18 protein-coding genes are annotated in these 26,281 nt (G+C 63.0%); 8 read left to right on the forward strand and 10 right to left on the reverse strand.

Annotation, left to right across the window (positions count from 1 at the left end; genetic code table 11):
- Positions 1-5 precede the first annotated feature (5 nt).
- Together ACOJTD_RS19700 and ACOJTD_RS19705 are read left to right on the forward strand one after the other, a co-directional pair.
- Positions 6-923 (forward strand): NAD(P)H-dependent flavin oxidoreductase, encoded by a 918-nt coding sequence (locus tag ACOJTD_RS19700; protein WP_420134570.1) that lies wholly within the window; start codon positions 6-8, stop codon positions 921-923.
- Positions 924-996: 73 nt separating this feature from the next.
- Positions 997-2,049 carry an alcohol dehydrogenase gene (locus ACOJTD_RS19705; RefSeq protein ID WP_420134557.1) on the forward strand — a complete coding sequence of 351 codons (1,053 nt, stop codon included), beginning with the start codon at positions 997-999 and terminating at the stop codon, positions 2,047-2,049.
- 103 nt (positions 2,050-2,152) lie between these two features.
- Here ACOJTD_RS19705 and ACOJTD_RS19710 read toward each other — a convergent pair whose 3' ends face one another.
- Entirely contained in the window at positions 2,153-2,368 is a 216-nt protein-coding gene (locus ACOJTD_RS19710) for a hypothetical protein (protein ID WP_420134558.1), read from the reverse strand.
- A gap of 71 nt (positions 2,369-2,439) precedes the next feature.
- On the reverse strand, positions 2,440-3,105 hold the full coding sequence (gene mobA, locus ACOJTD_RS19715; protein ID WP_420134559.1) for a molybdenum cofactor guanylyltransferase MobA: 666 nt from the start codon (positions 3,103-3,105) through the stop codon (positions 2,440-2,442).
- Positions 3,106-3,186: 81 nt separating this feature from the next.
- Between mobA and ACOJTD_RS19720 the strand changes: the two genes are divergently transcribed.
- Positions 3,187-3,438 carry a sulfurtransferase TusA family protein gene (locus ACOJTD_RS19720; protein ID WP_420134571.1) on the forward strand — a complete coding sequence of 84 codons (252 nt, stop codon included), beginning with the start codon at positions 3,187-3,189 and terminating at the stop codon, positions 3,436-3,438.
- A gap of 155 nt (positions 3,439-3,593) precedes the next feature.
- On the forward strand, positions 3,594-3,998 hold the full coding sequence (locus ACOJTD_RS19725; protein ID WP_420134560.1) for a DUF6496 domain-containing protein: 405 nt from the start codon (positions 3,594-3,596) through the stop codon (positions 3,996-3,998).
- Positions 3,999-4,222: 224 nt separating this feature from the next.
- Here ACOJTD_RS19725 and ACOJTD_RS19730 read toward each other — a convergent pair whose 3' ends face one another.
- On the reverse strand, positions 4,223-5,104 hold the full coding sequence (locus ACOJTD_RS19730; RefSeq protein ID WP_420134561.1) for a Ku protein: 882 nt from the start codon (positions 5,102-5,104) through the stop codon (positions 4,223-4,225).
- A 118-nt stretch (positions 5,105-5,222) separates the two neighbouring features.
- Here ACOJTD_RS19730 and ligD point away from each other — a divergent pair, with 118 nt between their 5' ends.
- On the forward strand, positions 5,223-7,964 hold the full coding sequence (ligD, locus tag ACOJTD_RS19735; protein WP_420134562.1) for a DNA ligase D: 2,742 nt from the start codon (positions 5,223-5,225) through the stop codon (positions 7,962-7,964).
- A 15-nt stretch (positions 7,965-7,979) separates the two neighbouring features.
- On the opposite strand, the gene ACOJTD_RS19740 is transcribed toward ligD, so the two are convergent.
- Positions 7,980-8,144, reverse strand: a complete 165-nt coding sequence (locus ACOJTD_RS19740) for a DUF3309 family protein (RefSeq protein WP_082364053.1) — start codon at positions 8,142-8,144, stop codon at positions 7,980-7,982.
- A gap of 175 nt (positions 8,145-8,319) precedes the next feature.
- On the opposite strand from ACOJTD_RS19740, the gene ACOJTD_RS19745 reads away from it, so the two are divergent.
- Entirely contained in the window at positions 8,320-8,631 is a 312-nt protein-coding gene (locus ACOJTD_RS19745) for a polyhydroxyalkanoic acid system family protein (protein WP_420134563.1), read from the forward strand.
- A 39-nt stretch (positions 8,632-8,670) separates the two neighbouring features.
- On the opposite strand, the gene treY is transcribed toward ACOJTD_RS19745, so the two are convergent.
- From treY to ACOJTD_RS19775, 6 genes are read right to left on the reverse strand one after another with little or no spacing between them, the layout of a single operon-like run.
- Positions 8,671-11,460, reverse strand: coding sequence for a malto-oligosyltrehalose synthase (treY, locus tag ACOJTD_RS19750; RefSeq protein WP_420134564.1), 2,790 nt, complete (start codon positions 11,458-11,460; stop codon positions 8,671-8,673).
- Positions 11,460-13,220: a malto-oligosyltrehalose trehalohydrolase gene (treZ, locus tag ACOJTD_RS19755; protein ID WP_420134565.1), complete on the reverse strand. Its 1,761-nt coding sequence runs from the start codon at positions 13,218-13,220 to the stop codon at positions 11,460-11,462. Before treZ ends, treY begins: the two co-directional genes overlap by 1 nt.
- Positions 13,217-15,295, reverse strand: coding sequence for a glycogen debranching protein GlgX (gene glgX, locus ACOJTD_RS19760; protein WP_420134566.1), 2,079 nt, complete (start codon positions 15,293-15,295; stop codon positions 13,217-13,219). Before glgX ends, treZ begins: the two co-directional genes overlap by 4 nt.
- A gap of 2 nt (positions 15,296-15,297) precedes the next feature.
- Positions 15,298-17,448 (reverse strand): 1,4-alpha-glucan branching protein GlgB, encoded by a 2,151-nt coding sequence (gene glgB, locus ACOJTD_RS19765; RefSeq protein WP_420134572.1) that lies wholly within the window; start codon positions 17,446-17,448, stop codon positions 15,298-15,300.
- Positions 17,445-20,747: a maltose alpha-D-glucosyltransferase gene (gene treS / locus ACOJTD_RS19770; protein ID WP_420134567.1), complete on the reverse strand. Its 3,303-nt coding sequence runs from the start codon at positions 20,745-20,747 to the stop codon at positions 17,445-17,447. The genes glgB and treS overlap by 4 nt, the downstream gene beginning before the upstream one ends.
- An 11-nt stretch (positions 20,748-20,758) precedes the next feature.
- The gene (locus ACOJTD_RS19775; protein ID WP_420134573.1) at positions 20,759-22,744 is read right to left on the reverse strand and encodes an alpha-1,4-glucan--maltose-1-phosphate maltosyltransferase; all 1,986 of its coding nucleotides are present in this window, start codon (positions 22,742-22,744) and stop codon (positions 20,759-20,761) included.
- 157 nt (positions 22,745-22,901) lie between these two features.
- Between ACOJTD_RS19775 and malQ the strand changes: the two genes are divergently transcribed.
- Both malQ and ACOJTD_RS19785 read left to right on the forward strand, forming a co-directional pair.
- Positions 22,902-24,875 (forward strand): 4-alpha-glucanotransferase, encoded by a 1,974-nt coding sequence (gene malQ, locus ACOJTD_RS19780; RefSeq protein ID WP_420134568.1) that lies wholly within the window; start codon positions 22,902-22,904, stop codon positions 24,873-24,875.
- A partial coding sequence (locus ACOJTD_RS19785; RefSeq protein ID WP_420134569.1) for a glycoside hydrolase family 15 protein occupies positions 24,865-26,281 on the forward strand: 1,417 nt, incomplete at its 3' end. The genes malQ and ACOJTD_RS19785, both read left to right, overlap by 11 nt.

Raw genomic sequence — 26,281 nt, forward strand, 5'->3', positions numbered from 1 at the left:
TCGAACTGCCGCTGATCGCGGCACCGATGTTTCTGGTTTCGGGCGTCGATCTGGTGACGGCGGCGTGTGCAAGCGGGGTGATCGGATCGTTTCCGACGGTGAATTGCCGTAGTACGGAACAACTCGAGGGTTGGATCAGCACAATCGAGCAGCGCGCGCAGACACACGCTGATAAGACTGGCAGGGCCGTCGCGCCATGGTGCGCCAATCTGATCGTGCACCGTTCGAACGCGCGGCTGACCGATGATCTCGCGGTGCTGCTCGCGCACAAGCCGGAGATCGTGATCACCAGTGTCGGATCACCTGAACCGGTGATCAAGCCGCTGCACGACGCCGGCGCGATGGTGCTGGCAGACGTCGCGAGTATTCGTCACGCCGAGCGCGCGGCCGCGGCCGGTGCTGATGGACTGGTGCTGCTGACGGCAGGCGCGGGTGGGCAGACCGGCTGGCTGAACCCGTTCGCCTTCGTCCGCGCGGTGCGCAAATTCTATGACGGCGTGATCGTGCTGGCCGGCGGAATTAGCGACGGCGTTGCGCTGCGCGCCGCCACGGCGCTCGGCTGCGATCTCGCCTATATGGGCACCAAGTTCATCGCCACGCAGGAGAGCCTCGCCGATCCGCGGTACAAGGCGATGGTGGTCGAGTCGTCCGCCGACGATATCCTGCTCACCAAGGCGTTCACCGGCTTGCAGACCAACATGCTGCGACCCTCGATTGTCGCCGCCGGCCTCGATCCCGATGCTTTGCCTGAGCGGGGTGCGATCGATATCGGCAAGGACATCGACGTCGGTGCGCGCGAGCAACGTCCCAAGCGCTGGCGCGACATCTGGAGCGCGGGCCATTCGTCGTCGGGCGTCGGCGGCGTCGTCACGGTTGGTGAGCTGGTGCAGCAAACCGCCGACGAATTTCGCTCGGCAGCCTGAGCGCGCGAGCGGGTCGACGGCCTGACAGCGGCGTGCCATATTTTGCCGCAACAAACATTGGGGAGAACGCGCCATGAAGAGCTTCCGTGTCACCGGCTTCGGCCAGCCGCTCAGCGAGGAGAACCGGCCGACGCCGGAATTGACCGGCACGCAGGTGCTGGTCCGCGTGAAAGCCGCCGGCGTGTGCCATAGCGACTTGCACATCTGGGAAGGCGGTTACGAACTCGGCCACGGCCGCAAGAAGCTGTCGCTGGCGGATCGTGGCGTCGCGCTGCCGCTGACGATGGGGCACGAGACCGTCGGCGAGATCGTCGCCGCAGGGCCCGATGCCAAGGACGCGAAGATTGGCGAAGTCGCTCTGGTCTATCCCTGGATCGGCTGCGGCCAGTGCGCCGTGTGCAAAGCCGGCGATGAAAACATGTGCCTGAAGCCGCGCTTCCTCGGCGTGTATTGCGACGGCGGCTACTCCGACGAACTGATCGTGCCGCATCCGCGCTATCTGCTCAGCCTCGACGGCCTCGATCCGGTGACAGCGGCGCCATATGCTTGCTCCGGCATCACCACCTTCAGCGCGCTGAAGAAGCTCGAATTCTGTCTCGACGAGCCGATTGTGATCTTCGGCGCGGGCGGTCTTGGGCTGATGGCGCTGTCGCTGCTCAAGGCGATGGGAGGCAAGGGCGCCATCATGGTCGATATCGATGCGAGCAAGCGTGAGGCTGCCGAAAAGGCCGGTGCATTGGCGTCGGTCGACGGCGCTGCACCCGACGCGCTGGAGCAGATCATGGCCAAGGCCGGCATGCCGATTCGGGGCGCGCTCGATCTGGTCGGCAATGCGCAGACCGCGCAGCTCGGGTTCGATTGTCTTACCAAGGGCGGCAAGCTGGTGATCGTCGGCCTGTTCGGCGGCGGCGCGCCGTGGGCGTTGCCGTTCATTCCGATGAAGGCGATCACCATCCAGGGCAGCTACGTCGGCAATTTGGCCGAAACGCAGGAATTGCTCGACCTGGTCCGGGGCAAGAAGATCGCGCCGATTCCTGTGACGCCGCTGCCATTGCCGAAGGCAAATGACGCGTTGCTGGATCTGCAGAAGGGCAAGCTGATCGGCCGTGCGGTGCTGACGCCGTAGCAGGAGCACCCTTCAGAGAAGTCAAAAACGACGAAGCAATCCAGCACCGGACTCGGCGCATGGATTGCTTCGCAACGCTCGCAAAGACGATGGGGCGAATTAACTAATTCTGGCCGGTCTGCTGCTGTTGTGCCTTCTTATCGGCCTTATTGGCTTCGTGATGACCGATCACGCAACCTGCAGCGGCGCCGAGCTTGCCATGACCGGCGAAATGACCGGCTATGCCGCCGACGATGGCGCCCTTGATACAACCCTTTGCTTCGGCGGCGGACGTGAACGTAACCGCGAGGATCGCGGCACACAGAGCGATGCGCTTCATGGTCATCTCCCGGGAGTGGATCTGCGACATTCCAACGCACGAGCCGACTCGGCGTTCCGGGGCATGAGCTGTCAGGCGCCGTATCGTGCCGCGATGCGTTCGGCGGCAGTGCTGTCTTCCGGCGCATTGACGTTGAGGAAGGGATCGAACGGATCCGTCGGCCAGTCCACCACGGCGCGTGCGTAGCAGGCGGTGAAGCGATCAACCTTGCGAACATCGTCCGCGAGCAGGGCGCGGCGCAGATCGGCCCGCATGTCGAGCGGCCACAAAGCGATCACCGGATGGGTGCGATCGGCCGATGCGGCCACCGCGATCTGTGCCTGTTGATCGATTCGCGCCTGATGCAGCCGTGCGACCAGATCGTTTGGCAGAAACGGACAATCCGCCGGCGCGCTCAGCATCCATTCGGTTTGGGGATGATGGGCCTCGAGCCAATCCAAGCCGGCGAGCACGCCGGCGAGCGGGCCAGGAAAATCCGCGACCGGATCGCTCACGATCGGCAGACCGTACGCGGCGAACCTCGCCGGATCACCGTTGGCGTTGAGAACGAGGCGCTCGCATTGCGGCGTCAGACGGTCGATGACGCGCCCGAGCAGGCTACGCCCGCCGATCTCCCGCAGCGCTTTGTCGCCTCCACCCATTCGGCGCGCCAAGCCTCCAGCCAGAATGACAGCGGAGGTGGCAAGCGGGTCGGGCATTTTGGTCGTCTTCCAGCAGATTCGGCGCGAGGGGGTCATAGCGCGCGGCGGCACGTCTCCGCAATAAGCACAAGGCCGTGACAATTGACGCAGCGGCTCTGCTTCGCCATCGTCCCCGCGATGACGACGATCGTACTCGATCTCACTGGCTTGAAGTGTCCGTTGCCTGTGTTGAAAACGCGCAAGGCATTGATGACGCTTGCCATCGGTGCGCGGCTCGAAGTGCGCTGCACCGATCCGATGTCGTTGGTCGACATTCCGGTCTTGCTTCAGCAGACGGGTGATCGCCTGGAAAGTAGCACGCGTAACGATGCGATGATCGTATTTGTCATCGAGAAAGTCAGCGCTTGCGATAGGGCGACAGATAGCTGAGTGCGTGTCGCGTTGCGATGATGATACGGGCGACCCTTCTATGCCATGCTGGGTCGATGCTGGTTCTCGATCCAATGTGCGCGCAGAAGTTTCGTTGATCTGGAACTTATTATCATCCGGAACTATTGGGACTTGGGATTACCAAGGAGAATCTGATGGCCCGGAAATATTCGAAAGCCGCGTCGGCTGATGTCGAGCGCGTGATGAAAAAACGGAATGCCGGTACGCTGAAGAGCGGTGGCTCCGGCAAGAAGGTCAAGAGCCGCAAGCAAGCGATCGCGATTGGCCTGTCCGAGGCCCGCGCCGAGGGCAAGAAGGTGCCGAGCAAGAAGTCGGCGAAGAAATCCGGGAAGAAGGCGGCAAAGAAAACTACCAAGAGCGCGAGCAAGAAGACAACTAAGTCTGCGAGCAGGACGACCAAGAAGGCTGCCAAGAGCTCGACCAAGCGAAGCTCGAAGTCGTCCGGAAAATCCACCGGCAAGAGTTCGACGTCACGCAAATCCTCTAGCCGTAAATCGACGAAGAAGTCTGGAAAAAAATCGTCGAAGAAGAAGTCCTGAAATCCCTGCCCATCATTCCGGGGTGCCGCGTAACGGCGGCCCCGGAATGTCGACGGTGGTTGCTGCGGATATAAGTCCGAGCCTCGGCGGCTATCTGAAAACTTGTCGTCACCGCAGACATTCAGGGTTTGTGAGCAGCGCTCCCGCTCCGGGATGACGCGCGGGTGGGCCGAAATAGTTCAGATTGCGCTCCAGTGCACAGGCAGTGACAGCGGCTGAAGCCGTCAGCTCGCCTTTCGCGCGCGGGCCGCCGAGCGGTGGGCCTTCTTGGCGGAGCGGCCGCCGCCCCGGGATGACGCGCGCCGCGCAGCGGGTTTTCCGCTCTTCTTGCCGCCAAGGCTCTGGCGCAGCGCATCCATCAAGTCCACGACGTTCTCGGACTTCTCCTGCGGTTCCGGCAGCTTGATCGACTTGCCGGCAGCCTTGCGCTTCACTAGGGCTTTCAGCGCTGTCTCGTATTCGTCCTTGAATTTCGACGGATCGAAATGCGCCGCCTTGGTATCGAGGATATGGCCGGCGAGTTCGATCATGTCCTTGGAGATCTTCGGCGTCTTGATGTCGTCGAAATACTCGTCGGCGTCGCGCAGTTCGTAAGGGTAGCGCAGCGTCGTCGCGAGCAGACCCTTGCCCAGCGGCTCGATCGCCAGCACGTGCTCGCGGTTCGTCAACACGATCCGCGCCAGCGCCACGCGGCCCTTGTCCTTCATCGCATCGCGGATCACCGCGAAGGCGTCAACGGCCGCCTTGCCTTCCGGCACGATGTAGTAGGGATGATTGAGATAGCGCTTGTCGATCTCCTCAGCGGGCACGAAGCTGTCGATATCGATCGTATGGTTGCTTTCGATCTGAACTGCCTCGAGCTCTTCCTTTTCGATCTCGACGTATTTGCCCTTGCGCACCTCGTAGCCGCGACCTTTCTGATCCTTCTCGACGACCTCACCGGTGTCTTCGTCGATCATCTGCTGCTTGAGCCGGTTGCCGGTCTCGGTGTTGATCATGTGGAAGCGCGTCTTCTCGACGCTGGTCGAGGCGGTATACAGCGCGACCGGACAGGTAACGAGGGACAGCTTGAGCGAGCCCTTCCAGTAGGCGCGACGCGGGGCCATGATGCTCTCCGAGGCGGGGAATGCGACTGTCGCCGGCGCGAGCCGGTTGGGAACTTCAACCGAACGCTAGGGTTTTGGTTCCGCATCCGCAAGTCAGCGTCCCGATCTGGAGACCCTCATGGCGCCCAACAAGAACCTCGCGCTGTATCGCAAGAAGCGCGACTTCGAGCAGACCGCGGAGCCGTCCGGCGATGTGGCGATCGCTTCGTCGAAGCGGCGCCGCTTCGTCATCCAGAAGCACGACGCGACGCGGCTGCACTACGACCTGCGGCTCGAATACGACGGCGTGTTCAAGTCGTGGGCCGTCACCAAGGGACCGTCGCTCGATCCGCACGACAAGCGGCTGGCCGTCGAGGTCGAGGATCATCCGCTCGACTATGGTGACTTCGAGGGGACAATTCCGGAAGGGCAGTATGGCGGCGGCACGGTGCTGCTGTGGGACCGCGGTTACTGGGACAGTGACGATCCGGAGCGTGGCTTCAAGAAAGGCGATCTGAAGTTCACGCTCGATGGCGAGAAGCTGCATGGCAGCTGGGTGCTGGTGCGGATGCGCCATGATCGCAACGGCGGTAAGCGCACCAACTGGCTGCTGATCAAGCATCGCGACGAGTATGCTCAGGATGGCCATGGCGAAAGCGTGCTGGACGAAGACCGCTCCGTCGCGTCCGGCCGCGCGATGGATCAGATTGCACAAGGCAAGGGGCGGGCACCGAAGCCGTTCATGACCGGCAAGGTCGCGCGAGTGAAAGCCGACGCGATATGGGACTCGAACAAAGGCCTTGCCGCAGACGAACGCGCGGCGAAGGTCACCGGCAACTCATCCAAGCCGTCACGCAAAGCGACCAAGACCAGCAAAGCCACGAAGGCCGCCGGCAAGTCGTCAAAGCGTGTCAGCGCGAAGCGCGCCGCGATGCCGGATTTCGTGCCGCCGCAGCTTTGTATCTCGGTCGATCGGCCGCCCAGCGCCGAGGGTTGGGGGCACGAGATCAAGTTCGACGGCTACCGGATGCAACTTCGCATCGCTGATGGCCATGCCGTGCTGAGGACGCGCAAGGGACTTGATTGGACGGCGAGGTTTCAGGCCATCGCCGACGAGGCTGCGGCCCTGCCGGATGCCATCATCGACACCGAGATCGTTGCGCTCGATCATCATGGTCATCCGGATTTCGCCGCGCTGCAGGCGGCACTGTCCGATGGCGACACCAGCAATCTGATCTGCTTTGCGTTCGACCTGCTGTACGCCGAAGGCGAAGACCTTCGCGGCCTTTCGCTGGCGGACCGCAAGGAGCGGCTGGCCGCGCTGCTGAAGACCGCCCGGGGGCGGCGTAAAGAGGGGCTGATCCGCTATGTCGATCACTTCGAAAGCGGTGGCGAAGCGATTCTCAAATCGGCCTGTAAGCTGTCGCTCGAAGGCATCGTTTCCAAGAAGCTCGACGCGCCGTATCGCTCCGGCCGCACCGAAAGCTGGACCAAGGCAAAATGCCGGGCGGGCCACGAGGTGGTGATCGGTGGGTGGAAGACGACCGCGGGGAAGTTTCGCTCGCTCATGGTCGGCGTGCACCGCGATGATCAGCTCGCCTATGTCGGCATCGTGGGAACTGGCTACGGGCAGGATGTGGTGAAACGCATTCTCCCCGAATTGAAGGCGCGGGAAAGCAAGACCAATCCGTTCTCCGGCAAAAGCGCGCCCCGCAAAACGCGCGACGTGCATTGGGTGGCGCCCGAGCTGGTCGCGGAAATCGAGTTCGCCGGCTTCACCGGCGCCGGCATGGTGCGTCAGGCCGCGTTCAAGGGGCTGCGTGCCGACAAGCCCGCGTCGGAGGTAGAGGCCGAAATCCCCGCAAAGGTGGAGATCGCGGAGCCGAAGCCTGAAGGGAGGCCGGCCAGAAAGAGGACGGCGGCGCCGAAGCGTAAAGCGGCGGGTGCGGGCAGAAAGCGTGCCGCCGCTTCGGCTGGGCGCGCCGAGGTGATGGGCGTTGTGATCTCCAAGCCGGAGAAGGAGCTGTGGCCGGCCAGCAAGATCAGCGGCGCGGTGACCAAGGCTGATCTCGCGAGTTACTTCGAGGCGGTCGGCGACTGGCTGATCGGGCACATTCGGGGACGGCCGTGCTCGATCGTGCGCGCGCCGGATGGCATCAATGGGGAGCACTTCTTCCAGCGCCACGCGATGCCCGGCATGTCGAACCTGATCGACCTTGCGAAAGTGTCGGGAGATCGCAAACCCTACGTGCAGATCGATCGTATCGAGGGGCTGATCGCCGTTGCGCAGATCGGTGGACTCGAGCTCCATCCCTGGAATTGCGCTCCAGATCGCTACGATGTTCCCGGACGACTGGTGTTCGATCTCGATCCTGCGCCGGAAGTCGGATTCGACGAAGTGATCGGCGCGGCCCGCGAGATGAAGGAGCGTCTCGAGTCGCTCGGCCTTGCGACATTCTGCAAGACGACGGGCGGCAAGGGCCTGCATGTCGTGGTGCCGCTCACGCCCAGGAATGATGTGGACTGGAAGCAGGCCAAGACCTTTGCGCAGGCGGTGTGCGCGCAGATGGCCGAGGACAGTCCGGAGCGCTATCTGCTGAACATGTCCAAGAAGCAGCGCGAGGGTAAGATTTTTCTCGATTACTTGCGCAACGACCGGATGTCGACTGCGGTTGCGCCGCTGTCGCCGCGCGCTCGCGAAGGCGCCACGGTGTCGATGCCGCTCACTTGGCCGCAGGTCAAATCCGGGTTGGATCCGAAGCGCTATACGGTGGAGACCGTGCCGGCGTTGTTGCGCAAGACCAAAGCTTGGGCCGATTACGGCAAAGCCGAAACCCCGCTGAAGCCGGCGATTAAATCACTGGCTTCGAGCGGGGGATGACGTCCGAGAAGTTGCTTAGATCTTGCCGAGCAGCAGCAGAATCACGAGGATGATGATCACCAGGCCGAGGCCGCCGCCGCCGTAATAGCCGGTGCCGTAGAATGGGCCGCCGCCGATGCCGCTGAAGCCGCCCAGCAAGGCGATGATCAGAATGATCAGGATGATTGTGCCGATAGACATCTCGCTCTCCTTGTCGCGACGGACCGCCCGAATGCTCCGCCTGTCGCAGCAGAAACCCGCGGCAAGAGTGAAGGTTCCGGCGATTGAACCCATGCGTGTGCACGGCGCCCTGTTATTTCTGCCCGGCTCGCCTACATGACCAATGGTTAGTTAGTCCGGACGGAAGGAAGCCCCGATGTCAGCTCCGCTTGTCGTATCCATCCCCCATCGGCTCGGTCGCGAGGAGGCGATCCGTCGCCTGCGAGCCGGATTGAGCCGGGCGGCAGTGTCCGTGCCGGTGATGAAGGTGGATCACGAGCAATGGGACGGCGACCGCATGATGTTTAGGGTGCGGGCACTCGGCCAGGTCGCCTCCGGCCAGGTCGATGTCGCGGACGACCACGTCGTGGTCGAGGTGCGGCTGCCATGGCTGCTACAGAAATTCGCCGACGTGGCGCAGCGCGCGATCAAGGATCGCGGCCATCTGCTGCTGGAGAAGAAGAAATAGCAGGATGCCTCACGGGCTGCCCACTGAGGGCAGCCGCTGTCAGATTTCGGGTTTGCGGCGAGATTTGCCGGCGCGGCTTCCGGTAACGTGGGCACGTCGCACGGCAACGGGGAGATCCCGAAACAGGTCGCGAAGCGGAAGGCCGGGTTTGGCCTCGTCCTCGCTCAGGATCAGCCCATCGGTCTCGATGGTGGCGTCCCACATATCGCCGCGCGGCCATTGCCGGCCATGATCGGACAGCGGCGCGAAGTTCTTGCCGACTGCCACGATCACCGCATCCGAGCCATGAGTTCGCGCAAAGGCGATCGCGTGCTCGGCATGCGGACCGCTCAGCTTGAGCGGCAGATAATCACCATCGGTGAAGACCTTTGGCAATTCGCCGCGCAGCTTCAGCAGTTGTCGGGTCCAGGCCAGCTTCAATCGGCCATCGTGCCAATCTCCGATTAGCGCCGCCCAATCGGGGTTTGAGAGGGCCTCAAGCGACTTCGCACGCGCGTTGAAATCGACCGCGCGCCGATTGTCGGGATCGACCAGCGAGAAATCCCAGAATTCGGTGCCCTGATAGAAATCCGGAACGCCGGGCATTGTCGCCTTGAGCGTCACCTGGCTGAGCGAGTTCAGTGCGCCGATCACAGAGAGCCGCTGTGACAGAGTCTTCAACGATTCCAGGAACGACCCGGACTTCGCCGGATCAAGGATCCGCTCGATGAAGGTTTTGACGCCGTCCTCATAGTCGGGATGAGGGTTGATCCAGTTGGTGTCTTCCTTGCCTTCGCGCGCGGCTTTCAGGGCGAAGGCCTGCACCCGGGCTGCAAAGTCGGGGTCTTCGTCGAGCGGCCAGGCGCCGAGCAGCGCCTGATACAGCATATATTCGAACGTCGCCGAGGGCGCGCGCACTCCGCCATCGGTGACGACGTGCGGTGCATTCATCACCTTCCATTTCGACACCGTGGCGGCCCATTCACCGGGCATTTCGGCAAGTCCCAAGAGACGCGTTCGCGCATCTTCGCCCCGCTTGGCGTCGTGGGTCATGGTCGCGGTCATGCCGTGCGGCCAATCCCGGGCGCGTTGGATCATCAGCTTGTGAAACGCGTCCGGCGACAGCGCGTGGGCAGCCGGCTCGCCACCGACTTCGTTGAGCGCGAGTAGTCGGTGGTAGCGATAAAACGCGGTGTCTTCCAGCGACTTCGCCATCGTCGGTCCGGTGAATTGCTGGACCTTCAGGGCAAAACGGCGGACCCGCGGCTTGCTGTGCGCGGCACGGCCGGGCTTCAACAGATCCATCGTCAGCGCATCGCGCAAGAAATCGAAAATGCCGTCGTCGGCGCCGTACCAATCGGCGCGGGCCTTCTCGATCGTCTGCTCGATCAACGCGCGATCGGATGTCGTCGGACCATTGCCGGTGATGTAAGTGCGATAGACCGGGAAATGCAGGACATAGAGCTCGAACACCTGCCGCAGATTGTCGGCGGAAAAATCGCGAGTGGAGTAGTGGCCATTGGCGATCCGCGCCAACAGGCGCGTCAGCACGGTGAATTCGCTGAGCAGCAGGGTCTCCAGTACCCGGCGCTTGGCGCGCATCAGCACCGGCGCAAAATCCGGCGAGCTGTTGCTGATCTGCCGCCAGATCTCGTCGAGCGGTTCGAGGCCATTGCTGTCGACGAGCGCCTGCGTGATCACGTTCAGCCACTCGTAGCCGGTGGTGCCGTGCACGCCAGCGAAGCGCTGAAGATCCTCGCCTTCGCCAAGGATCTTCTCGATGACCATGTAGAGCGGTGCGGCAGCCGGACCTTGCGCGTCGCGGGTCAGCTTCCGCAATCGCTGGAAATACTGGGCGGGATCGCGCAGCCCGTCGATGTGGTCGAGCCGCAGCCCATGCAGTTGCCCATCTGCCACCAGGCGCTTCACGAGCCGGTGCATGGCCTCGAACGTTGCGGCGTCCTCGACTCGCAGTCCGGCCAGCGTATTGACGTCGAAGAATCTGCGATAGTTGATCTCGCTTGTAGCGAGTTGCCAGTGGCCGAGCCGGTAGTGCTGGCGTTCCAGCAGATTGTGGAGTGTCTGAATTTGGGCCGGGCGTCCTTCGCCGGCTCTATAGGCAGCGAGGCCTTTTTCGATCAGGGCCGCCCCGCCGGGCACGGCTTTCAGCGCTGCTTTGAAAGCCGGCGTTTCCTTACGGTCCGGATGGCTGACGCCGCGGTAGCGATCAGCGAGCTCGAGCAAAGCCTTGCCGGCATCGCTTTCGGCCGCGTCGGCCTCGCGCACGATCGCGCGCAGAATTTCGCCATAGCGCTGCGGCGCGATCGGGAGGCGGTGTTCGAAGTACCATGCCGAAAAGCTGCCTTCCTCGGTATCGTAGCGCAGCTCGATCTCGCCGGCTTCGAGAGCTTTGCCATAGGACGAGCCGATGATCGGGAGGAGCACGCCGCCGCGACTGCGAAACGGCAGCATCTCCCAGTCGATATCGAACGATGCGGCATGCGGGGATGCCGGACCCCACTCAAGCACATCCAGCCACCACGGGTTGTCGGCGAAATGCACGCCGACATGGTTGGGGACGAAATCGAGGATGAGTCCAACGTCGTTCTGCTTCAGCGTCGCCGACAGCCGTGCGAAGCCTTCCTCGCCGCCCAGCTCCGGATTGAGCTTGGTGTGGTCGACGATGTCGTAGCCGTGGCTCGATCCCTTGCGCGCCTTCGTAAAGGGCGAGGCGTAGAGATGAGAGATGCCCAACGCCTTGAGATAGGGGACGATCGCAGCGGCGTCGTCGAAGCCGAAATCGGCGGTCAACTGTATGCGGTAGGTGGCAGTCGGGATCGGAGGGGACATCAGGACTCTTCAAGGCGCCAGGAGACCGCCCACGGCGGAATGATCCCGTCCCAATCGTCGCCCCACACTTTGGTTCCAACGGGAGGCTGGGCGTCGAGGGGGTGGTCCGCCAGGTTGGCCGCAAGCCGCAAAGTGGCGCCATCACCGAGCCGCCAGTCCGCTGTCAAGAAGCCCTTCTCGGTGGCCGTTGCATCGCCGAACTTGGCGCCGCGGAGGCGCGGCACCAGTGTTTCGCGCCGCACGGCCAGTAACCGCTTCACAAGGGCCAGCCGCTTCGCGCCGGCGCCGCTTTCGCGCTCGCTCCAGTCGAGCACAGCGCTTTTGAAAGTCGACTCGTCGAGAGGGTCCGGGACATCGTCGCCATACTTCTCGTAAGCGCCCGCGAATTCCTTGCGGCGGCCCTGGCGGACGGCTTCGGCGAGATCGCCATGGAAGTCGCAGAAGAAGGGGAAGGGGGCCTGCGAGCCCCATTCCTCGCCCATGAACAGCATCGGGATAGTCGGTGCGAGCAGCGTGATCGCCAGCGCGGCTTCCACGGCTTCGGCACGAGCCAGGCTTTCGAGCCGGTCGCCGAGAGCGCGGTTGCCGATCTGGTCGTGGTTCTGCAGGAAGTTGATGAAGGCGAGCGTCGGCAGCTCACCGCTCGGCTCACCGCGCGGTTCGCCACCGCGGTGCTCGGACGGCTCGCCCTGATACACGAACCCCGAGCCGAGTGAGCGTGCGACGTGCTGCAGCGGCTCGGCCGCATAGTCCGAGTAGTAGCCTTGCTTCTCTCCCGTCAGGGCAACGTGCCAGGCGTGGTGGTAGTCGTCGTTCCACTGCGCACGATATTGCCCGCGATGCGGATCGATCGTCGGATCGAGCTGGGCTGCGATATTGTCGTCGTTCTCCAGCACGAGGTGCAGGTGACGTCCGGTTTCTGCCGCGAGCTTGCCGACTTCTCGGCTGAGTTCGTAGAGCATCGGAATCTCGCCCTGGTCCGGGATGGCGTGGACGGCATCAAGCCGCAGGCCGTCGAACCGATACTCGCGCAGCCAGTAGACGGCGTTGTCGATCGCGAAGGCGCGAACCTGCTCGACATAGTAGTTGATCGCGTTGCCCCACGGCGTATGCGAATCAGAGAAGAAGGTCGGTGCGTATTGGCCGAGATGATTCCCCTCGGGACCGAAGTGATTGTAGACCACGTCGAGAAACACCATCAGCCCGCGCTCGTGGGCGGCATCGATCAGGGCTTTGAGATCCTCAGGGCGGCCATAGGCGCTGTCCGGGGCGTACCACAACACGCCGTCGTAACCCCAATTGCGTCGCCCCGGGAAATCCGCCAGCGGCATCAGCTCCAGAGCGGTGATGCCGGTGGCGACCAGATCATCAAGCCTGTCGATGATCGCCCGGTAGGTGCCCTGCGGCGTGAAGGTGCCGACATGTGCTTCGAGCACCACGGTCTCTTCCCATGGCCGTCCGCGCCATTCCGAAGTCCGCCACGGGTAGGCTGAATGGTCGATCACTTCGCTCAGACCGGGAATGTCCTCGGGCTGAAATGCTGAGGCCGGGTCGGGCACCTCGGTGTCACCATTGATGCGAAAGCGATAGCTTGCGCCGCCGCCAATGCCCTCGATGTCCGCTTTGAACCAACCGTCCTTGTCCTTCTGCATCGGATGCGCGCTGTCCAGCACGACATCGACGCGTTCCGCATTCGGAGCCCACAGCCGGAATTCAACTCCGTTTTGAGTGAAGCGCGGGCCGTGGGATCGGCTGTTCATGCAGGGGCTCCGGAAAACGCCATGACGGATCGGGGTGGGGCGGACGATGCGCTACCGGACGCCAGCGGCGCCACCTGCACGGTGTCCTTGGTGGTATCGAACAGCTGATGCCAGTTCTGATATTCGGGGAGCTTCGGCAGCAGAAACGGAATCGTTTCGATGCCGGAATTCAGAACGATGAAGATCGCATCGGTGGCCGGCTGCGAGGGGCTGAGCACGTAGGCGAGGAAGCGTCCGTCCGGAAATGCCCAATCCTGCTCGGTCATCTCGGCGGCGGAGGGAGTCAGCCACAACACGCCATAGCTGCCATCGGCGCGGCGGCCGTCGAGCCAGCGCCGCGAGCGCAGCTGCGGAAAATTGCTGCGCAACTCGACCATCAGCCCGACGAAGTCGACCATGTCGTCGCCGTCGCTGCTCAATCCCTTCCAATCGACCCAGCCGATTTCGTTGTCCTGGCAATAGGCGTTGTTGTTTCCGTTTTGCGAATTACCGACCTCGTCGCCGGCGAGCAGCAGCGGCACCCCGTGCGCGAGGAACAGGCAGGCGAGCTGGTTCTTTCGAAGCTGCCTGCGCAGCGCAAGGATGTCCGGATCGTCGGTCGGGCCTTCGTGCCCGCAATTGTTGCTGTGATTGTCGTTCGAGCCGTCCCGATTGTCCTCGCCGTTGGCGAGGTTGTGCTTCTCGTTGTAGCTGAACAGATCGGCGAGGGTGAAACCGTCGTGAACGGTGACGTGATTGATGCTCGCCCGCGGCATCCGGCTGTCGTGGTTGAAGATGTCGGACGATCCCGTCATCCGCCGGGACACTTCACCGATCAGGCTGCCTTCGCCGCTCCAGTAGCGGCGCATCGCGCTGCGATAGCGATCATTCCACTCCGACCATTGCGACGGGAACGCACCGACCTGGTAGCCGCCCATGCCGAGATCCCACGGCTCGGCGATCAGTTTGACGGAGGCGAGCACCGGGTCCTGACGGATCGCGGTGAAGAAGCCCGAATTGCGGTCGAAGCCGTTGGGGCCGCGGGCCAGAGTCGTCGCGAGGTCGAACCGGAAGCCGTCGACGTGGCAGACTTCGACCCAGTAGCGCAGGGAGTCCATCACCATCTGCAGCACGCGAGGATGCGTGAGATTGACCGAGCTGCCGCAACCGGTGAAGTCGTCGTAGTAGCGCGGATTGTCCCTTGCCAGCCAATAGTAAGAGGCGTTGTCGATGCCGCGGAACGACAGCGTCGGGCCGAGGTGATTGCCTTCGGCGGTGTGGTTGTAGACGACGTCGAGCAGGACTTCGATGCCGGCATCGTGCAGCCGTGCGACGGTCGTGCGGAACGCGTCGAGCGGATTGTCCGCAGCGTAGCGAGGCTCCGGCGCGAAGAAGGAGATCGTATTATAGCCCCAGTAGTTCACGAGCTTCTTCTCAACCAGCATGCGGTCATCGATAAGCGCGTGGATTGGGAGAAGTTCAATCGCGGTGACACCCAACCTCTTGAAATGATCGATCATCGAGGGGGCGGCGAGACCGCCGAACGTGCCGCGTAGTCCGGGAGGGACGTCCTCGCGCTGCTGCGTCAGTCCTTTGACGTGGGCTTCGTAGATGATGGTGTCTTCCCAGGCCGTGCCGGGGCGGCTCTCCATCCGGGAAAAGCCGCCGGTTTCGTCGATGACGACCGATTTCGGCATGCCGCGCGCATTGTCGCGGCGGTCGAACGACAGGTCTTCGCGAGGGCTTCCGGTGCGATAGGCGAAGTGCGCATCGCTCCACACCAGCCGGCCGAACAGCCGCTTGGCATAGGGGTCGAGCAGAAGCTTGTGGGGATTGAAGCGATGACCGCGTTCGGGATCATAAGGACCGTGGACGCGATAGCCGTAAAGCTGGCCGGGCGAGACGTCGTTGAGATAGCCGTGCCAGACGTCTTCGGTGCGCTCCGGCAGCTCAATCCGCTCCAATTCGCGGCGGCCTTGGCTGTCGAACAGGCAGAGCTCGACTTTGTGAGCGTTGGCGGAGAACAAAGCGAAATTGGTGCCGCGCCCGTCCCAGGTCGCCCCGAGACGAGAGCAGCTTCCAGCAGTGAGGCGCATTGTTAGTCTTCCGGCGTCAGAAAGATCGCGGCGAGGGGCGGAAGGGTGAGACTAAGCTCGGGAACCAGCCCGTCAAGGGTATGAACTCCGCCGCCGTTGCCGACATTGCTGCCGCCGTAAATCCCCGCATCGGAATTCAACACCTCACGCCAACGCCCCGGGAAGGGGACGCGAACGCGGTAGTCTTTATAAACATTCGGCGAGAAGTTTGCGACCACCAGACAGCGGGCGCGGGTATCGTTCCCCTTGCGCATCCAGGCGAAGACGTTACGGCCGGAATCCTCAGTGATGACCCATTCGAAGCCGTAGGGGTCGCAATCGAGCTGATGGAGCGCCGGGAGTTCGCGGTACAGCTTGTTGAGATCGCGGATCAGCGCCTGCACGCCGGCATATTTCGGAGTTTCCAGGAGATGCCAGTCGAGCGAGCGATCGTGATTCCACTCCCGCTCCTGGCCGAACTCGCTGCCCATGAACATCAGCTTCTTGCCCGGGTGACCGAACATGAACGCGTAGTAGGCCCTCAGATTGGCGAAACGCTGCCACTCGTCGCCGGGCATGCGGCCGAGGATCGACCGTTTCCCGTGCACGACCTCGTCATGGGACAGCGGCAGGATGAAGTTTTCAGAGAAGGCGTAGTGCAGCCCGAACAGGATCTGGCCGTGATGATATTTGCGGTGGATCGGATCCTTGCTGATGTAATTCAGCGTATCGTGCATCCACCCCATGTTCCACTTATAGCCAAAGCCGAGCCCGCCGAATTCGATTGGCCGCGACACCTGAGGCCAGGCGGTCGACTCTTCGGCGGCTGTCGTGGCGTTCGGAAAGCGGGCGTAGACCTCGGCGTTGAACCTGCGCAGGAAGTCGATCGCCTCGATGTTCTCGCGGCCGCCGAATTTGTTCGGTATCCAGCCGCCGGCCGGGCGGCTGTAGTCGAGATACAGCATCGACGCTACGGCATCGACGCGTAGACCGTCGATGCCATAGCGCTCCAGCCAGAACAGGGCATTGGACACCAGGAAGTTGACGACTTCGGTGCGGCCGTAATTGTAGATCAGGGTGCCCCAATCGAGATGACGCCCCTGCATCGGGTTGGCGTGCTCGTACAGCGCGGTGCCGTCGAAATTGCCGAGGCCGTGGGGATCGTCCGGAAAGTGGCCGGGGACCCAATCCAGCAACACGCCGAGGCCGTGGGCGTGGCAGGCATCGATCAGCGCGCAGAAATCTTCCGGCGTGCCGAACCGCGAGGTCGGTGCGAACAGCCCCGTCGGCTGATAGCCCCAGGACCCGTCGAATGGATGTTCGCTGACCGGCAGGAATTCCACATGGGTGAAGCCCATGTCGCGGACGTAGGCCGGCAGCTGCTCGGCGAGATCGCGATAGGTCAGCCACTGGTCGCCATCCTTGCGGCGCCATGAGCCGAGGTGCACCTCGTAGATCGACATCGGTGCGCTGAGCGCATTGATGTTGGACGGCGCGGGGCGGGGATGCGGCAGCGTCGTCGTGTCCAGCACGATCGAAGCGGTCTTAGGGCGGAGCTCCGCGGCAAACGCGAGAGGATCGGACTTCTGCGGCAGCTGTTCGCCGTGCGGCCCGGTAATGTTGTACTTGTAGTGGTCGCCGGCTGACGCACCGGGAATGAACAGCTCCCAATATCCGTTTCCGCGAACACGCATCTGGTGGCGGCGCGGATTCCAGAAATTGAAATCGCCGACGACACTGACGCCGCGTGCGTTCGGCGCGAGCACGACGAAGGCAACGCCCGGCACTCCTTCGAGCACCATGGGGTGCGCGCCGAGCTTATCGTACAGACGCTGATCCGTGCCTTCGCCCAGCAAATACAGATCGAAGTCTGTGAGGATCGGCGGAAACCGGTACGGGTCCTGCAGATCAACGGTCGCGTCGCCGAACCGCGCACGGAGCTGGTAGTGACGCGAGCCGTTCGGCAGCGATCCGACGAACAATCCGGCATCATGGATCCGTTCGAGTGAAGCGGCTTCGCCATGCTCCCCGACAGCCTCGACGGCCGCTGCGTCAGGCAGCAGTGTCCTCACCACCACGCGATCATTCTCCGGATGAGGGCCGAGAAAGTGGAAAGGATCGCTGTGTCGGCCTTCGAGAACCGCGTAGGCCTCGTCCGTCAAATGCGCAGTCATGTCGTCTCCTCGGGCTGCCGAGTCAGGATGCGAAGAATGCCAGCCAGCGGCACGCGGAGCCAGTCGGGACGATGGGCGAGCTCGTATTCGATCTCGTACAATGCCTTCTCGATCAGAAAGAAGTCCAGTAGCCGCTCGGATGCGGCGGGATCGGCCGGCCACACCGCGCTGTCGGCCATCGTCTCGCGGTAAGCGGTGAGGAAGGCCTCGGTGGATCGTTCTCGCCAGGCATCGAGTGCAGCAGCGATCTTGCCGGCTTCTTCGGGGTGAGTCTTCAGCGCCCGCTCGAGTGCGGCGGTGGTCGAGTAATCGATGGAGCGGACCAGGCCCGCGACGTCGCGCGCCGCCGGTGCTTTGGCGCGCCGCTCTGACTGCGACCGCCGCGGCTCGCCTTCGAAATCGATGATGAAGACGTCTTCCTTCACGATCAGCATCTGGCCGAGATGGAAATCGCCATGGTGGCGGATCTTCAGGCCGCCGTGCTCGCCGAGCAGGCCCTGCAGCCGTTGCGCAAGTCCTTCGCGCAGCCCCAGGAATTCGTCGACCGATGCTTGGTCACTGTCCTTCAGCCCCTCGCGCTTGCGCCCGAGCTCGTCGAGCACGCGGGTGGCATTGGCCGCCAACGTTTCTGTCCAACGCTGGACATCCTCGCCGTTGATCGGCTCCGGTGCGAAGTCGGCCACCTCAGGATGGCTCGCGAGCGCGAGGTGCATCTCGGCGACGCGGCGGCCGGTCTGCTCCATGTAGCGCAGATACGGTGCCAGTTCTTCGCTGACGCTTTCTTCTTCCGCCTTCATCAGCACGCGCTGATCGTCGACGTAGCGGTCGAGATAGCCCGAAGTCATTATCCAGCCGTCGCCCTGATTGGCGACGAACTCATGGACGACCGCAATGGCACTGACCTTGTCGCCCTCGACCAGCTCGACGCTACCGAGTAGGGGCGGCGTGTTTGCGTAACCGGCAACCTCGGTCAGGAAGCGGCCCATCTCGATCTCGGGATTGATGCCGCTCTCCAGTCGCCGGTACAGCTTGATGACGTAATCTTCGCCGACCAGCGCCGTGGAATTCGACTGCTCGGTCGAGACGGCGCGGATCTGCTCGTAGGGGCCCGCCGGCTTCTCGGCCAACCGCGACCCCGGCCGGAATTCCAACCGGTCGCCTTCGTTTTCGATCACGACGCCGTCGCGCAGATTGTCGAGCAGCAGGCTTGTGAACTCGGTGTCGCCGGCGACGTCGAGCAGCGTGCCTTCGCGCGAGCCCTGGCGGACGGCCGCAAAGGCTCGCGGGTTGTAGCGCTCGCGATCGAAGCGAACCCAGTTGATCTGCATCGGCAGGACGTAGCGGGCGTCCACGCCGCGCACGCTCGCTTCGAAGAACGCCAGCCAGGGCCGGTTCTCGTGCGTGTTGGAGAAGGGGATCGCCGAGGTGACATGCGGCTGGATCGCCCGCATCGATCGCTCCGGAAACCAGCGGGTGCGCGAGAGGAAGGCCGGCAAGACGTCGCGCTCGAACACCCCACGGGTGCGCGCCAGCGACATCCAGGTCGCCCCGACCGGGACGACCAGCGTCTCGAACTCCAGGGCTGTGGCAGCAGGCGCGACGTGTTCCGACATGCCGCGTTCCTCGAGCTTGAACCAGTAGAACCCGTAAGGCGCCAGCGTAATCATGTAGGGCAGTTCGCCGATCGCCGGGAATTTCGTACGTCCAAGCATCTCCTGAGGGACGCGTTCCTTCCACGGCGACAGATCGAGCTCGGTCGGCTGTGCGGAGCGTGACAGATTGGCGACGCAGAGGATGACTTCGTCCTCGTATTGGCGGACATAAGCCAGCACGGATCGGTTGGTCGGGCGAATGAAGGTCATGGTTCCCCGGCCGAAAGCCGGAGTCGATTTGCGGACCGAGATCAGCCGCTTGGTAGCGCTCAGCAGCGAGGACAGGCTTCGCGCCTGGGCTTCGACATTGACCGAAGCGTAGCCGTAGACGGGGTCCATGATCGGCGGGGCATAGAGCCGCGCCGGATCGGCACGGGAGAAGCCGCCGTTGCGGTCCGGGGACCATTGCATCGGCGTGCGGACGCCGTTGCGGTCGCCCAGATAGATGTTGTCGCCCATACCGCTTGCGTCGCCGTAGTAGATGATCGGCGTGCCGGGAAACGACAGCAGCAGCGAGTTCATCAGTTCGATCTTGCGACGATCGTTGTCCATCAGCGGCGCAAGCCGGCGCCGGATACCGAGATTGATGCGCGCCCGCGGGTCGGCCGCGTAGGTCTTCCACAAATAATCGCGCTCGACGTCGGTGACCATCTCGAGCGTCAGTTCGTCGTGGTTACGCAGGAACATCGCCCACTGGCAATTCGCCGGGATTTCCGGCGTCTGGCGCATGATGTCGGTGATCGGGAAACGATCTTCCTGAGCGATCGCCATGTAGATCCGCGGCATCAGCGGGAAATGATAGGCCATGTGGCATTCGTCGCCCTGGCCGAAATATTCCTGCACGTCCTCTGGCCACTGATTGGCTTCGGCCAGCAGTACCTTGCCCTTGGCATAGGCATCGAGCTCGGCGCGCAGCTTCTTGATGACCGTGTGGGTCTCCGGAAGGTTCTCGTTGTTGGTGCCGTCGCGCTCGCACAGATAAGGAATCGCGTCCAGCCGGAAGCCGTCCACGCCGGTGTCGAGCCAGCGCTTCATCACCTTGACGACGGCGCTGACGACACGCGGATTGTCGAAGTTGAGGTCGGGCTGATGCGAGAAGAAGCGGTGCCAATAATACTGGCCGGCTTCCGGGTCCCACGTCCAGTTCGACTTCTCGGTGTCGGTGAAGATGATCCGGGTGCCTTGATACTTCTGGTCGGTGTCGCTCCAGACGTACCAGTCGCGCGCGCTCGAATCCTTGGCGCTTCGCCGTGCCCGTTTGAACCAGGCGTGCTGGTCCGAGGTGTGATTGATCACGAGCTCGGTGATTACGCGCAGGCCACGCCGCTTCGCTTCGGCAATGAAGCGGCGGAAGTCCTTCATCGTGCCGAAATCGGGATTGATCGAGCCGTAATCGGCGATGTCGTAGCCGTCGTCCCGCTGCGGCGAGGGATAGAACGGCAGCAGCCACAGCGTGGTGACGCCGAGATCCTGTAGATAATCCAGCTTTTCCGTCAGGCCGGCAAAATCGCCGATGCCGTCATTGTTGCTGTCGGCGAAGGCCTTGACGTGCAGCTGGTAGATGATCGCGTCTTTGTACCAGATATCGTCGGTGGCCTGGGTGTCGAGGGTGTCTGCGGTCTCGTCGATCGGGGACATCAGATTCATGACGGCTCCCTTCATGCGAGGCAGCGGAATAGCAATGTCGGATCGCGCTGCGGATCGATCCGCAGATGCAGCCCGCCCCATTCGACGCCGAAGCGTTCGCCAGTGAGGATGTTCTCGACGGCCGCGACGGGCCGCCGCTCGCCGCCAACCTCCACCTGCGTGTCGCCCAGTGGGAGCCAGAATTCGTGCGGGTCGGCCGACAGCGCAATCGCGCACGCAACCACGTTGGTGAGGTCGTTTGAATACTTGATGAAGCCGGTCACGTTGGGATCTTGAACATCGAGGAAGCGAAGGTTGCTGGTTTGCTGCAGTGCCGGATTGGCGCGGCGGGCACGATTGATGTCGCGGATATAAGGCTTGATGTTACCGGGCTTGTCCCAGTCCCGAACCTTGATCTCGTATTTCTCGGAGTCGAGATATTCCTCCTTGCCGGGGATCGGCTCGTGTTCGATCAGTTCGAAGCCGTTATAGATGCCATAGGTCGATGACAGCATCGCGGCGAGGGCGAGGCGGGATTTGAACATCCACGTTTCGCCACCCTGCAGATGGAAAGGCAGGATGTCAGGCGTATTGACGAAGAAGTTCGGCCGATAAAAATCCCGCTCCGGGTAACGGGTGAGCTCCCGCAGGTATTCCTCGATCTCCCATTTCTGGGTGCGCCAGGTGAAGTAGGTGTAGGACTGGCTGAAGCCGAGCTTGGCAAGGCCCTTCATCAGCTTCGGCCGTGTGAAAGCCTCGGCGAGAAACAGGACGTCGGGGTGACGAAGCTGCACTTCGCGGATCATCCATTCCCAGAACCGCAGCGGCTTGGTGTGCGGATTGTCGATCCGGAAGATCTTCACGCCCTGGTCGACCCAGAACAGGATCACGTCGCGAAGCGCGTTCCACAGCGAGCCCGCGTCCTCGCATGAGAAGTCGGGATTGACGATGTCCTCGTACTTCTTCGGCGGGTTCTCCGCATATTTCATCGAGCCGTCGGGGCGGCGCTTGAACCAGTTCGGATGCTGTTTCAGCCAGGGATGATCCGGCGAGCACTGCACCGCGACGTCCAGCGCCACTTCCAGGTTCACGAGTTTGCAAGCTTCCAGAAGTGCATGGAAATCGGCCAGCGTGCCGAGTTCGGGATGCACCGCGTCGTGGCCACCTTCCTCGGCGCCAATGGCGTAAGGACTTCCGGGATCGCCAGGCTGGGACTTCAAAGAATTGTTGCGCCCCTTGCGGTTGACGCGCCCGATCGGGTGAATCGGCGTGAAGTACAGCACGTCGAAACCCATCGCGGCGATGTCCGGCAGCCGGTCGATGCAATCGCGGAACGTGCCGTGCTGGCCGGGCACCTTGCTCTGGCTGCGCGGCACCATTTCGTACCATGCGCCGTTGCGGGCACGCTCACGGTCGATCATCAGCGGGAGCAAGGCTGAACGGGTGAGGTCGGGACGCCCCTGACTTTCGGCCATGGCGTCGTTCAGCTCGGGGGCGAGCAGGGTGCCGACTTCGCCGGTCTGCAGATAGTCCTCACACTGTCGGTGGACGATCGCGAGCGCCTCAGGGCCGCCGTGCAGCGCCCGTGTCAGCATCCCGGCGCCTTCGAGCGCATCCAGCGCGACATCCTGACCGGCCTTCAGCTTCAATTCGATCCCATGACGCCAGGTCGCGAACTCGTCCGTCCACGCCTCGATCGCGTAGACATATCGACCAATAGCGTCCGGCACGAATGTGGCGGTCCATCGGTCATTGGCAAAATGCCGCATCGGCGTGCGCTGCCAAGTCTGGTCGTTCTCGCGGCGCCAGATCAGTGCTGCGGCCATGACCTCATGGCCGTCACGGTAGATGTCCGCCCACACCTCGATCGGCTCGCCGACCACTCTTTTGATGGGAAAACGGCCGCCATCGATGATCGGATAGATGTCTTCGATGTGGAAAGCACCGCCTGCCGCGACGGTTTGAATTGCTTGTGTCGATTTGTTCACGGTGATGCCGTAATAGGACTGGCGTCCCATCCCCCTGGAAACGAACAACGGGCCGTCGTCCGTTACAAAGCTTCTGGAACGGCAAGGTTCCGGGAACCCACCCTACGCAATCGCGTTGCAGACGACTATCCTATTCGGAATTGACGGATTCGCGGCGCTCCCCGCGCCGCCGCAGACAGCGTGCGTGATGGATTTATTCACCAAAGCGGCAGAGCTCGGAATCCAGACCGAGTTTTTCGATGGCCAGGGGTATCGTCACGTCACCCCGCCGGCGGCCCTTCAGATCATTCTCGACGCAATGCCGGCGGCCGCGGTTCACCCGTTGCTGGAGCATGTAGTGGTCGTCCGCCATGGCGACGCACTGCGTCCCCAGCTACGGCCCAATGCCGCCGAGCCGGTTGCCTGGAAGGTCGTCGCGGGTGAGGCCACGCTGGCGTCCGGCGAGACAAACGGCCGCGGCCTCGATCTGCCGGCAGATCTGCCGACCGGCAGCTATCGGCTGGAATTATCCGACACTGCGGGCCGCACCGAGACTACGCCGCTGCTGGTGGCGCCCGCTGCGGCCTATCGCGGCGATTTCCAGCGCTCCTGGATCGTGGCCGTGCAGCTCTATGGGCTGCGCTCGGCGCGCAACTGGGGCATTGGCGATTTCACCGATCTCGCTCGACTGATCGATATTGCCGCGGGGCTCGGCGCAGGTGGCATCGGGCTCAATCCGCTGCACGCCTTATTCGACGATCGGCCGGGCGATTGCAGCCCTTACTCGCCGAACAGCCGGCTGTTTCTCAATCCGCTCTACGTCGATGTCGAGCAGCTTCCCGAATTCGCACTCGCCGATCTGCCCGAAGCGGAGAAGACCGCGGGGCTGCTGCGGGATGCCGAACTGATCGATTATCGCGCCGTCGCCGATCTGAAATGGCGTGCGCTGCGCGCCGCTCACGACCGCTTTCGTACGGCGGCGGACCCGTCCCGTCGTGCCGCATTCGAGGCTTTCCGCCGCGATCGTGCGCCGCTGCTGACGCGGTTCGCATGCTTTGAAACGCTGCGGCATAAATTCGCGAAGCCGTGGTGGGAATGGCCCGCCGAATGGCAGCAGCCCGACGATGCCCGAGCCGCCGAACTGCGCGACGGACCGGACGGCAGCGAGATCGAATTCGTCGAGTACGTGCAGTGGTGTGCTGACGATCAGCTGCGTGCCTGTCACGATCTCGCGGTGGCCCGCGGCATGGACGTCGGCCTCTATCTCGACGTCGCCGTCGGCGTGCAGAGCGACGGCTTCGATGCCTGGAACGAGCAACTTGCAATTTCTCGGCATCTTTCGGTCGGCGCGCCGCCCGATCAGCTCAATTCTGCCGGGCAGAACTGGGGGCTCGCCGGCTTCAATGCCGCAGGCCTCGAACTCACCGGCTTCGCGCCGTTCCGCGACATGCTGCGCGCCGCCATGCGCTATGCAGGCGCGATCCGGCTCGATCATGTGCTCGGGCTCAACCGGCTCTATCTGGTCCCGCACGGCTATGCGGCGAATAGCGGCGTCTACGTCACGATGCCGTTCGATGCGCTGTTGGCGGTCACCGCGCAGGAGAGCGTTGCCAATCGCTGCGTGGTGATCGGCGAGGACCTCGGCACGGTGCCGGAAGGATTTCGCGAGCGCCTGGCGAGCTGGGGCATCTGGTCATATCGCGTGATGATGTTCGAGCGTGATTATCATCAGGGCTGGTTCTACGGCATCGATCATTATTTGCCGGAAGCGCTGGTGACCTTCAACACCCATGATCTGGCCACCTATTCAGGATGGCGCAGCCTCGCCGATCTGCACTTCAAGCGTTCGATGGGTGTCGATCCCGGCGAAAGCGACGACGCCCGGAGGCACGCGCTGAACATGTTGGGAGATGCCTTGCGACACCAGGGAATTCAGCACGAAGACATCTACGCGGTGCTGACCTTCCTGTCGCGCACACCGTCGCGGCTGCTTGCGATCTCGCTGGAGGATCTGCTCGGCGTGATCGATCAGCCGAACGTGCCTGGCACGGTGTTCGAGCATCCGAACTGGCGTCGGCGGCTGCCCACTGGGCTGGAGGAGATTGCCACGGTGATCAACGGGCAGGCGCTCCTGGCGGCCACCGAAGAGCGCAGCCACGCGGTGAACGCCGTTGCCGGGTAACATCGAAGACTATGCGCTGATCGGAGACTGCGAGACGGCTGCTCTTGTCGGGTACGATGGCTCGATGGACTGGCTGTGCTGGCCCTATTTCGACTCCGACGCGTGCTTTGCGGCGCTGCTCGGTGACGAAAGCCATGGCCATTGGCAGCTCAGCCCCTGCGGACCGATCACCAGGACGACCCGACGTTATCGCGGCGACAGTCTCATTCTCGAAACCCGTTTCGTCACCGAGGATGGCGTCGTCACGCTGATCGACTTCATGCCGCCGCGCGGCAAGGCGTCGGATGTCGTGCGGCTGGTGCGCGGCGAGTCCGGTACTGTCGAGATGCGGATGCACCTGGTGCTGCGCTTCGGCTTCGGCGTCAACATCCCTTGGGTGAAGCGCGGCGAGCGGGAAGGCGAGTTGCTCGCCATCTGCGGCCCCGACATGGCGGTGCTGCGCTCGCCCGTCCTGACGCACGGCGAAGCGATGACCACGGTCGCGGATTTTTCTGTCAGTGAAGGCGAGACGATTCCGTTCGTGATGAGCTATGGGCCATCGCATCTCCCGGTGCCGGACCTCGTCAATCCGCTCGATGCGCTGCGCGATACCGAGGCGTTCTGGGCCGATTGGGCGGGCCGCTGCACCTATGATGGCGACCATCGCGATCTGGTGATGCGCTCGCTGATCACGCTCAAAGCACTGATCTTCCAGCCGAGCGGCGGCATCGTCGCGGCACCGACGACCTCGCTGCCGGAGCAGCTCGGCGGTTCGCGTAACTGGGACTATCGCTTCTGCTGGCTTCGCGACGCCACTTTCACGCTGTTCGCACTGATGAACAATGGCTATTCCAGCGAAGCCTCTGCCTGGCACCATTGGCTGATGCGCGCAGCCGCCGGTGCGCCCGCCGATATGCAGATCATGTACTCGATTTACGGCCATCGGCGGCTGCTCGAATGGCAAGCCGACTGGCTGCCCGGCTATCAGGGCGCCCAACCGGTACGGATCGGCAACGCCGCCCATGGCCAGCTTCAGCTCGACGTTTATGGCGAACTGATCGATGCGTTTCATCAGTGGCGGATGGCGGGGCTCGAACTCGACGGCGACACTTGGTCGATGGAGCGGGCCGTACTCGAGCATCTCGCCGAAGTCTGGAATCAACCGGACAGCGGCATCTGGGAGAGACGCGGCGCCGGCAAACACTACGTATTTTCCAAAGTGATGTGCTGGGTGGCTTTCGACCGGGGCATCAAGAGCGCGGAAAAATTCGGGCTGGAGGCGCCGCTCGACAAATGGAGGGCGCTCCGCGATCACATTCATCGGGATGTTTGCGCCAAGGGCTTCGATACGAAGCAGAACTCGTTCGTCGAGCACTACGGCGCCGACGTGCTCGACGCCAGCCTGCTGCTGCTTCCTGCGGTGGGCT

The organism is Rhodopseudomonas sp. (genome assembly GCF_048594845.1).
Taxonomy (GTDB): Bacteria; Pseudomonadota; Alphaproteobacteria; order Rhizobiales; family Xanthobacteraceae; genus Rhodopseudomonas.